General features: G+C 64.5%; 9 protein-coding genes and 1 pseudogene. 6 read left to right on the top strand and 4 right to left on the bottom strand.

The window, feature by feature from the left end; genetic code table 11:
- The first annotated feature begins 110 nt into the window (after window positions 1–110).
- The 3 genes from accB (at window position 111) to JHC57_RS18770 (ending at window position 3,391) form a co-directional block, all read left to right on the top strand.
- Window positions 111–593 carry an acetyl-CoA carboxylase biotin carboxyl carrier protein gene (accB, locus tag JHC57_RS18780; protein ID WP_294031975.1) on the top strand — a complete coding sequence of 161 codons (483 nt, stop codon included), beginning with the start codon at window positions 111–113 and terminating at the stop codon, window positions 591–593.
- Between the two features lie 8 nt (window positions 594–601).
- Complete coding sequence (gene accC, locus JHC57_RS18775) at window positions 602–1,963, top strand: acetyl-CoA carboxylase biotin carboxylase subunit (protein WP_294031974.1); 1,362 nt, start codon at window positions 602–604, stop codon at window positions 1,961–1,963.
- Window positions 1,964–2,035: 72 nt separating this feature from the next.
- On the top strand, window positions 2,036–3,391 hold the full coding sequence (locus JHC57_RS18770) for a L,D-transpeptidase family protein (protein WP_294031972.1): 1,356 nt from the start codon (window positions 2,036–2,038) through the stop codon (window positions 3,389–3,391).
- 138 nt (window positions 3,392–3,529) lie between these two features.
- Here JHC57_RS18770 and JHC57_RS18765 read toward each other — a convergent pair whose 3' ends face one another.
- Window positions 3,530–4,228: a murein L,D-transpeptidase catalytic domain family protein gene (locus JHC57_RS18765; protein WP_294031970.1), complete on the bottom strand. Its 699-nt coding sequence runs from the start codon at window positions 4,226–4,228 to the stop codon at window positions 3,530–3,532.
- Between the two features lie 218 nt (window positions 4,229–4,446).
- Here JHC57_RS18765 and arsC point away from each other — a divergent pair, with 218 nt between their 5' ends.
- Window positions 4,447–4,791 carry an arsenate reductase (glutaredoxin) gene (arsC, locus tag JHC57_RS18760; RefSeq protein WP_294031968.1) on the top strand — a complete coding sequence of 115 codons (345 nt, stop codon included), beginning with the start codon at window positions 4,447–4,449 and terminating at the stop codon, window positions 4,789–4,791.
- Here arsC and recF read toward each other — a convergent pair.
- A complete protein-coding gene (gene recF, locus JHC57_RS18755) occupies window positions 4,788–5,897 on the bottom strand; it encodes a DNA replication/repair protein RecF (RefSeq protein ID WP_294031966.1) in 1,110 nt (369 codons plus the stop codon). The two genes, arsC and recF, sit on opposite strands and share 4 nt — an antisense overlap.
- A gap of 240 nt (window positions 5,898–6,137) precedes the next feature.
- On the opposite strand from recF, the gene JHC57_RS18750 reads away from it, so the two are divergent.
- Window positions 6,138–6,266 carry a hypothetical protein gene (locus JHC57_RS18750; RefSeq protein WP_294031964.1) on the top strand — a complete coding sequence of 43 codons (129 nt, stop codon included), beginning with the start codon at window positions 6,138–6,140 and terminating at the stop codon, window positions 6,264–6,266.
- Between the two features lie 67 nt (window positions 6,267–6,333).
- Window positions 6,334–6,513 (top strand): PspC domain-containing protein, encoded by a 180-nt coding sequence (locus JHC57_RS18745; protein ID WP_058816939.1) that lies wholly within the window; start codon window positions 6,334–6,336, stop codon window positions 6,511–6,513.
- A 98-nt stretch (window positions 6,514–6,611) separates the two neighbouring features.
- On the opposite strand, the gene JHC57_RS18740 is transcribed toward JHC57_RS18745, so the two are convergent.
- Entirely contained in the window at window positions 6,612–7,313 is a 702-nt protein-coding gene (locus JHC57_RS18740) for a TonB-dependent receptor (RefSeq protein WP_294031961.1), read from the bottom strand.
- A gap of 112 nt (window positions 7,314–7,425) precedes the next feature.
- Window positions 7,426–9,362 (bottom strand): annotated as a pseudogene (locus JHC57_RS18735) (DNA-directed RNA polymerase subunit beta'); the annotation flags it as partial.

The raw sequence follows: 9,362 nt of genomic DNA, 5'->3' as shown, positions 1-9,362 counted from the left end.
ACAGCTATACGCTGGCGCTGGACGCCGCCGCCCGTCTCTGACAATAGGGCGCATCAAAAAACGGGGTCTGGGCGTTGCCACGGCGACGCCGCAACAACAGGAAAATTCTCATGGGTGACCATAAAGACAATGGCATCAACATCGATCCGGCGTTCGTCCGCGCGCTGGCCGAATTGCTGGACGACACACAGCTTTCGGAAATCGAAGTCGAAGACGGCGACCGCAAGGTCCGCGTCGCGCGCACGCTGACCGCTGCTGCCGCGCCCGTCGCCTACGCGCCGGCGCCGGTCGCTGCGCCCGCAGCCGCTGCCGCCCCCGCCGGGGCACCGGCTGCCGCAGCGCCCGCAGCCGACAATTTCGCCGATGCGGTGAAGTCGCCGATGGTCGGCACCGTCTATCTCGCGCCCGAACCCGGCGCGGCGAACTTCGCCGCTGTGGGCTCGGCGGTGAAGGCCGGCGACACGATCCTGATCATCGAGGCGATGAAGGTGATGAACCCGATCACCGCAACCGCCGCGGGCACGCTCAAGGCCGTGCATGTCGAGAACAGCCAGCCGGTCGAATTCGACCAGCCGCTGTTCACCATCGGCTGAGCCACCACATGGCTATCGAAAAGCTCCTGATCGCCAACCGGGGCGAGATCGCGCTGCGCATCCACCGCGCGTGCCACGAAATGGGCATCAAGACGGTCGCGGTCCATTCGACCGCCGACACCGACGCGATGCACGTCCGCCTCGCCGACGAGGCCGTGTGCATCGGCCCGCCGGCCGCGAAGGACAGCTATCTCAACATCCCCGCGATCATCGCGGCCGCCGAAATCACCGGCGCCGACGCGGTCCATCCGGGCTATGGTTTCCTCTCGGAGAACGAGCGCTTCGCCGAGATCATCGAAGCGCATAACATGGTCTTCGTCGGCCCGAAGCCCGAGCATATCCGCACGATGGGCGACAAGGTCGAGGCGAAGCGAACCGCGGTCGCGCTGGGCCTCCCCGTCGTTCCGGGCTCGCCGGGCGCGGTGACCTTCAGCGAAGAGACCAAGAGGCTCGCGAAGGAAATCGGCTATCCGGTGCTGATCAAGGCCGCATCGGGCGGCGGCGGGCGCGGGATGAAGGTCGTTCCCGACGAAGACAGCCTCGAAAGCCTGATGGGTCAGGCCTCGTCCGAAGCGGCCGCCGCTTTCGGCGACCCGACCGTCTATATGGAAAAATATCTCGGCAACCCGCGCCATATCGAATTCCAGGTGTTCGGCGACGGCAAGGGCAATGCCATCCACCTCGGCGAGCGCGACTGCTCGCTCCAGCGCCGTCACCAGAAGGTGCTCGAGGAAGCCCCCTCGCCGATCATCTCGGCCGAGGAACGCGCGCGCATGGGCGGCATCTGCGCCGATGCGATGGCCAAGATGAGCTATCGCGGCGCCGGAACGATCGAATTCCTTTGGGAAAATGGCGAATTCTTCTTCATCGAGATGAACACGCGCATCCAGGTCGAGCATCCGGTGACCGAGATGATCACCGGCTTCGACCTCGTCCGCGAACAGATCCGCATCGCCGGCGGCATGGGTCTCTCGGTCAAACAGGAAGACCTCGAATTCCGCGGCCATTCGATGGAATGCCGCATCAATGCCGAGGATCCGCGTACCTTCCTGCCGTCGCCCGGCAAGGTAACGAGCTATCACGCCGCGGGCGGAATGCACGTGCGCGTCGATAGCGGGCTGTACGCCGGCTATTCGATCCCGCCCTATTACGACAGCATGATCGGCAAGCTGATCGTCTATGGCCGCAGCCGCGAAAGCTGCATGATGCGGATGCGCCGCGCGCTCGAGGAAATGGTGATCGGCGGCGTGAAGACGAACATCCCGCTCCATCAAGCGCTGCTCGCCGATCCCGACGTCATCCACGGCGACTATACGATCAAGTGGCTCGAAGAATGGCTTGCGCGGCAAGACGAAGAGGCGAAGGCCTGACCGAGATCCATGCGACAGAGCGTGTCCTAGCTCACTTTAACTGAGAATGGTTTTTGGCTATGGGCTTTGACCATGGCCAAAAACGCTCCCTTTTCCGCGCGTCACACTGCGACGCTCCTCCTGCCTCTGACCCTGCTCGCGGCCCCCGCGATCGCGCAGGAGGTCAAGGAGGATTCGGTGATCCTGCAACCCGACAAGGTGAAGGACGACGCCCCCGTCGTCGCGGTGCAGATCGACATGCCGAGCTGGTCGGAGGACAATGCGACCGCGCTCCTGAGCTTTATCGAGAAAGTGGGCGACGAAGGCCTGTTCGCGCAGGATTACAATCCCGATGGCCTCGCGGCCGCGATCCTGGGCAATGATCAGGCGAAGCTCGACAAAACCGCGACCGACAGCTTCCTGCTGCTCGCAACGCACCTGCGCGACGGGCGCACGCCCAATGCCGCCCGCAAGCAGTGGTTCATGGTCGACAGCGACGGCGACAGCGAGCCGCTGCTCACGCTGCTGACCGCCGCACTCGGAGCCGGAACGGTACGCGAAACGCTCGCGAGCCTCGACCCCGTCCATCCCGATTTCACGGCACTCAAGACCTCGCTAAAAAAGGCGAAGACCACCGCCGAGGCGAATGCGATCCGCGTCAACATGGAACGCTGGCGCTGGATGCCGCGCAGCCTCGGCGAACGCTATGTCGTCAGCAATGTCCCCGAATATCTGACCCGCGTCGTCCATGGCGGCACAATCATCGCGACCCACAAGGCCGTCGTCGGCAAATCGTCGACCCCGACGCCGCAGCTCAATCCGATGGCGACCGGAATCATCGTCAACCCCACCTGGACGCTGCCGCGCAGCATCATCGACGAAGGCATCGGCGCGACGATCGCCCGCAACCCTTCATCGGCGCGCGCGCAGGGCTATACCTGGACCGGCAGTGGCAAGACGCTGTCGGTCGTGCAGCAGCCCGGTGCGAACAATGCGCTCGGCGTGATGAAGATGGAGATGCTCAATCCGCACGCCATCTACCTTCACGACACACCGTCGAAGGGCGCCTTCAACGCTGCCGCGCGCGCATTCAGCCACGGCTGCATCCGTACCGAGCGCGCACTGCATTTTTCCGGCCTGATGGCGGTGATGTTTGCGGGGAAAAGCCCCGAGGAATTCGGCGAGGCGATCGCGAGCGGCAAGACGACGCGCTTCGGCTTCGATAGCCCGTTCCCCGTCTATGTCGCCTATTGGACCGTCGTTCCCGACGGCAAGGGCGGGGTGAAGAAGTTTGCGGACATCTACGGCCGCGATGCGCCCGTGGTCGCAAGCTTCGCCCAGCCCGGTCGCCCCACCGCGACGATCATCGCACCGCAAGCTCCACCGGTGGTGCCGACCGTGACGACCACAACACGTGTGACGACGCCGGGGACCAGCGGGATCTACTGAGCAGTATCCGGTTCGGGACCATTGGCCGTCACTCCCGCAAAAACGGAGGGCAGCTGCAAGCATGGCACAGGGCCGATTGCGATCCCGCCTTCGCTGGGGGCAGCGGGTCAGGAAGCCGCCCGAAGCAGACTGAAGTGCCTAATCCGCAGTCTTCGGCAGCGGGCCACTGATCGAGCTCGCGCGGCGCAGATTCTCCATGCCCGGCAGCGGATCGGCGGGCGGCAGCCCGAAAGGCTTCGGCTGCGGCGGATGCACGCTCAGCTGATCGGCGAAGAGCAGCCGCCCCGGCCCCAGCTTGTAGAGGATCATCGGCAGCAGTTCCTCGCCGAATACGAAACAGCCCTCGCTGCGTCCGAGCTTGCCTTGCGTCGCGATCAGCGCCGGATCGGCGTACCAAGCCCCGTGCACGACAATGGCGCGCTGGTCGGCCGTATAATTGTCGGGCTCGAGCCCCGCGAGCCGCATCGACGACCCGTTCGCTCCCCAATAATAATCACTGGTACGATAGGCGCCGCGCGAGGTCGCGAGGCTGCCGACGCGGTTCGAAAAGCTCTTGAGCCAGCCGTCGTGTTGCGGATCCGACCCGCGGCCGTGCGTGACCGGGAACATTTCGACCTTGCCAGCGATCATGTCGACCAGCGCAAAGCGCGGGCGCGACGACGGCAAGCCGAAATCGACGACGCCGACGCGGTCGCTCTGCGGGATATTACGTCCCTGCATCGCGAGCTGTTTCTTCGCCACGGCGAGATAATCAACTGGCGGCGGCAAAGGCGCCACCGGCTGCTGAATCCAGTTCGGGAGCTGCGCACGCACCGTCGTGGCGGCCAGTGCCCCCACTCCAGCGATCCCGGCCAGCAACGCCCTGCGATCGATCAATTCATTCACTTGAGCAACAACCCCGCATTGGCCGCCCTTAGGCGGTCCCTCGACTTCGCATAAGTCGTGTTCGGGCCGCGAAAGGCAAGCTGGTGGTTCCCCTTCATGCGGGAAGATGTGCCATATATGCCATGAATAGCGAGTTTACGCTGCTGTAAGGCTGCGTTAGGACATGCGCCATGAACGCGACCATCTGGCACAATCCCGCATGCGGCACCTCGCGCAAGACGTTGGCGATCCTTCAGGAAACGCCCGGCGTCCGGCTCAGCGTCGTCGAATATCTCAAAAATCCGTACAGCGCCGACAAGCTGCGCCAGTTGTTCGCCGACGCCGGCGTCGCCCCGCGCGACGCGCTGCGCCTGCGCGGCACCGATGCCGAGGAACGCGGGCTCAAAGATGCGAGCGACGATGAAATCATCGCCGCGATGGCCGCGAATCCCGCTTATGTCGAACGCCCGTTCGTCGAGACCGACAAGGGCGCGCGTCTTTGTCGTCCGCAGGACCGGGTGCACGAAATCCTCTAACCTGCGGCGATCCGGCCGCCGTCGATGTGGAAGCGCGTCACCGGCCCCGGCATGTCGTCGAACAGCGCCGCCTCGGTTCCGGTCAACCACGCCTGCCCACCCTGCCCGGCCAGCCGTTCGTAAAGCGCGCCGCGGCGCAGCGGATCGAGATGCGCCGCCACCTCGTCGAGCAGCAGCACCGGCCGCTGCCCGCGTGCGCGCGCCACGCCGTCGCTGTGCGCGAGGACGAGCGACAGCAGCATCGCCTTTTGCTCGCCCGTCGAACAGCGCGCCGCCGCGCGGCCCGTTGCGGCATGGATGGCCGACAAATCGTCGCGGTGCGGCCCCGCAGTCGCGCGCCCCGCGGCAGCATCGATGCGGCGGCGCGATGCGAAGAGCTCCTTGAGCGCCTCGACATCATGCACCGCTTCGCGCGGCCTGCCCTCGGCATCGATCAACGTCAGCAGCGGGCGCGCAAACGGCGCGTCCGGCTGCGTTGCCAACTCGGCCGACAGCCCCGCAAGCATCGTCTGCCGCGCCAAGTCCATTGCCGCGCCATGTTCGGCGAGCTGCGCTTCGAGGCTCGTCAGCCATTGCCCGTCGGCGCTTCCGATATCGGCCAGCAGCTTACCCCGCGCGCGCAGCGCTGCCTCATAACGATTGCTGTGCTGCGCATGTCGCGGATCGAGTGCGAGTACCAGCCGGTCGAGGAAGCGCCGCCGGTTGCCCGCCGTCTCGACGAACAACCGATCCATTGCAGGGGTCAGCCACAATACCCCCAGCCATTCGCCGAGCGCCGTCGCGGCGGCAGAAGCGCCGTTGACGCGCACGATCCGCCGCCCGGGATGTGCGGGTTCGATCCCCGTGCCGAGCGCCACCGGCGGCAGGTCGGGGCCCGCCTGCACTTCGGCGAAAACCGCGAAGCCGCCGCTCGCACCGTCGCGCACCATGTCCGCCAGCGCGGCGCGGCGTAGCCCGCGCCCCGGCGCGAGCAGCGAAATCGCCTCGAGTATATTGGTCTTGCCCGCACCGTTGTCGCCATGAAGCGCGACGAGGCCCGTTGCGGCGGCCATGTCCGCGCCGGCGTGATTTCGAAAATCGGTCAGCGAAAGGCGGGTCAGCGTCATCCTGCCCAGCGCCTACCGCACCCCTTGCGACGATTCCAGCCCAACTCGCGCAAGGTCGTGACAAAATTTTTCCCATCATCGGGAATTATTGCCTATCTATCGCAAAATTTGCGCTGAAATATTCTTTCTCGAACCAAAAAACCGCACTTAACCGCCAATGAACAAGATTGGCACGGTCCCTGCATTAGTGTCGGCATCCACCGGATGGTCCGGATGGAAGGTTCAAGGAAGGATAATATCATGGCCCATTTCAACGTTAACGCCGTCAAGAGCTACGCCCTTGCTGCTTTCGCTTCGCTTTATGCCTCGGTGATGCTGCTCGCGATCGTCGGCCAGAATGGTGCGCAGGTCGGTTCGCTGATCGTCTGATCGGCGAACGACCTCCACCCCTCACCCGAAAACGCCGGCCGCGAAGGCCGGGATGGAAAGGAAAGAAATGAACCAGGGTTTTCGCAAGAATCGCCGTAACGGGATGATCTTCGGCGTGTGCGCCGGGATGGCAGACCAGTTCGGCATCGATGTCTTGTGGACGCGCGTCGCCTTTGTCGCCCTGACGCTCCTCGGCTTCGGCCTCCCTCTGTTGCTGTACCTCGCCGTCGCGATCCTCGCGCCCTAAGGACAGCCCGGGCCGGCCGCTCGAGAAGAGCCACGTCGTCGCACCGGCCCGCACAATCCCAGGACCAAGGGCTCACCGGCCACCCCGGTGGGCCCTTTTCATTTGGGGCGAACGGTAAAGCGATAGGGGATGTACAGAAACACCTCGGTCGCGCTTGCCTGCGCCCAGATCAGTTGTTCGTTGAGCCCCGCGACCTCGACGCCATAGTCGGTCCCGAACGCGCCTGCGGTCTTCAGCGCCTCGGCGGCGACCAGCTTGACGATCTCCGGCCGATACTGATCGGGGTTGATGATCGTCAGTGTGATCGCGCCGCGCCGCTCCATCAGCGCGCGTCCCTCGGCGGGCACGGCCTTGATGAAATTGTCGATCCGCGATTGTGCGCTGCCGACCGATCCGCCCAGCTTCGCTTTTACATAAACCGAAATTTCGCTCGTGTCGGGACGGCCGCCGCCCGAAAAGGCGAGGTCGCGATAATTGGCGAGCGTCACCTTGGTGAGCTCGAACTCGCCAGTGACCAGTTCGACCCCGGCGGCGTCGGCGCGGCGGATCGCACTTTCGATCATCGCGTGGATCTCGCGCTTGCGAACATCGGCATCGCGCGAATCCGACGTGAATTTGACCGACTGGATCGCGCTGTCGGCGGGGCGCCGCAAGCCGACGACCGTCTGTTCGTCAGATAGATAGTCGGCCGAAGCGCGCTGCCCCGTCACGACGACTTCGCCCATGATATTGCTGTTGTCCTGCGCGGCCGCAGGCGCCGAGCCCGCCAGCATCGCCGCCGCCAGAATATACATCCGCATCGTCCTCTCCTCCCCGTTGAACGAGGCAAGCTATCAGTTTGGCGCCAAAGAAAAAGCCCCGCCGGATCGCTCCGGCGGGGCCTTTTTCTGTCAGCCAAAGGCTCGAGGAAACTTATTCCTCGCCTTCGCCTCCGGGGCGCTCTTCGACCAGCACTTCGCCGGTGGTGAAGTCTTCACCCTGCACCTTGCCGAGCGGATCATCGCCGATCGCCGCTTCAGGGCCCTGTGCCAATTCGGCAGCATGCTCTTCGGCGGCGGTCGCCGGGGCGATCAGATGCTCCTGGTTCGCGGCGCGCATAGCGGCGCGAAGCGCGGCATCCTTCGACGAGGCAGTAACGCGCACGCGGTTCATGGCGGCGCCGGTACCCGCCGGAATAAGGCGGCCGACGATGACATTTTCCTTGAGGCCCTGCAGCGAGTCGATCTTGCCCTGCACCGAAGCCTCGGTGAGAACGCGGGTCGTCTCCTGGAAGGACGCCGCCGAAACGAAGCTGCGGGTCTGCAGCGACGCCTTGGTGATGCCGAGGAGGACCGGACGGCCCTCTGCCGGCACGCCATTCTTCGGCAGCTTGGCGTTATATTCCATCATCTCCAGATAATCGAGCTGTTCGCCCGGCAGCAGCGTGGTGTCGCCGCCTTCGGTGATCTCGACCTTCTGCAGCATCTGGCGAACGATCACCTCGATGTGCTTGTCGTTGATCTTCACGCCCTGCAGTCGATAGACTTCCTGGATTTCCGCGACCAGATACTCGGCCAGCGCTTCCACGCCCATGACGTCAAGGATGTCGTGCGGGTTCGGCGAGCCCGAGATCAGCGCGTCGCCGCGCTTGACCTGATCGCCTTCCTGCACTTCCAGAACCTTCGACTTGGGAATGAGATACTCGATCGGATCGCCTTCTTCCGGAACGATCGCGATCTTGCGCTTCGCCTTGTAATCCTTCACGAATTCGATGCGGCCGCTGATCTTGGCGATCACCGCATTGTCCTTCGGGATGCGCGCTTCGAACAGCTCGGCAACACGCGGCAGACCGCCGGTGATGTCGCGCGTCTTCGACGCTTCGCGGCTGACACGCGCCAGAACGTCGCCCGCCTGCACTTCCTGACCGTCCTCGACCGACAGCATCGTGCCGACCGCGAGCAGATAGCGTGCCGCTTCGCCCGACTGGTCGTCGAGCAGCGTCAGGCGCGGCTGAAGGTCTTCCTTCTTGGCGCGACCTGCCGAGCGATATTCGATCACGACGCGCTGGGCGATACCCGTCGCTTCGTCGACCTGTTCGATCAGGGTCTTGGTGTCCTCAAGATCCTGATACTTCACGACGCCCTGCTTTTCGGTGATCAGCGGCATGGTGAACGGATCCCATTCGGCAATCCGGTCGCCCTTCTTCACCTTCTCGCCGTCCTTGTGCATGATCTGTGCACCATAGGGCAGCTTGTGCGTCGCACGTTCGCGGCCTTCGCTGTCGATGATCGCGATTTCGCCCGAACGCGACAGCGCCAGTCGGCGGCCACGCTGGTCGACGATCGTCGCCATGTCGCGATACTCGATCGTGCCGTCCGAAATCGCTTCGGCGTTCGACTGTTCGTTAACCTGCGCCGCACCACCGATGTGGAACGTACGCATCGTCAGCTGCGTGCCGGGCTCACCGATCGACTGCGCGGCGATGACGCCGACAGCTTCACCGATGTTCACCGGCGTACCGCGCGCGAGGTCGCGGCCATAGCATTTGCCGCAGACACCCAGCGTCGCTTCGCAGACCAGCGGCGAACGGATCTTGACCGACTGGACTTCGGCATCTTCGATCCGCTGCGTCGTCGCTTCGTCGAGCAGCGTGCCGACGGGCGCGATGATGTTGCCGTCCTTGTCGGCGACATCTTCGAGCGTCGTGCGGCCGAGGATGCGTTCGCCCAGCGAGGCGATCGTCGAACCGCCCTGGATGATCGCACGCATTTCCATGCCGCGCTCGGTGCCGCAATCTTCCTCGATCACGACACAGTCCTGCGACACGTCGACCAGACGGCGGGTCAGGTAACCCGAGTTCGCCGTCTTGA

Source organism: Sphingopyxis sp. (assembly GCF_016463645.1).
Classification (GTDB): Bacteria; Pseudomonadota; Alphaproteobacteria; order Sphingomonadales; family Sphingomonadaceae; genus Sphingopyxis.
Note: the sequence above shows the minus strand (reverse complement) of the source record. Positions and strands in the feature narration are given on the sequence as shown.

Excerpts from the sequence above, each read along its gene's own strand:
- accB (WP_294031975.1), top strand. The coding sequence starts at position 111 with ATGGGTGACCATAAAGACAATGGCATCAACATCGATCCGGCGTTCGTC.
- accC (WP_294031974.1), top strand. The coding sequence starts at position 602 with ATGGCTATCGAAAAGCTCCTGATCGCCAACCGGGGCGAGATCGCGCTG.
- JHC57_RS18770 (WP_294031972.1), top strand. The coding sequence starts at position 2,036 with ATGGCCAAAAACGCTCCCTTTTCCGCGCGTCACACTGCGACGCTCCTC.
- arsC (WP_294031968.1), top strand. The coding sequence starts at position 4,447 with ATGAACGCGACCATCTGGCACAATCCCGCATGCGGCACCTCGCGCAAG.
- recF (WP_294031966.1), bottom strand. The coding sequence starts at position 5,897 with ATGACGCTGACCCGCCTTTCGCTGACCGATTTTCGAAATCACGCCGGC.
- JHC57_RS18750 (WP_294031964.1), top strand. The coding sequence starts at position 6,138 with ATGGCCCATTTCAACGTTAACGCCGTCAAGAGCTACGCCCTTGCTGCT.
- JHC57_RS18745 (WP_058816939.1), top strand. The coding sequence starts at position 6,334 with ATGAACCAGGGTTTTCGCAAGAATCGCCGTAACGGGATGATCTTCGGC.
- JHC57_RS18740 (WP_294031961.1), bottom strand. The coding sequence starts at position 7,313 with ATGCGGATGTATATTCTGGCGGCGGCGATGCTGGCGGGCTCGGCGCCT.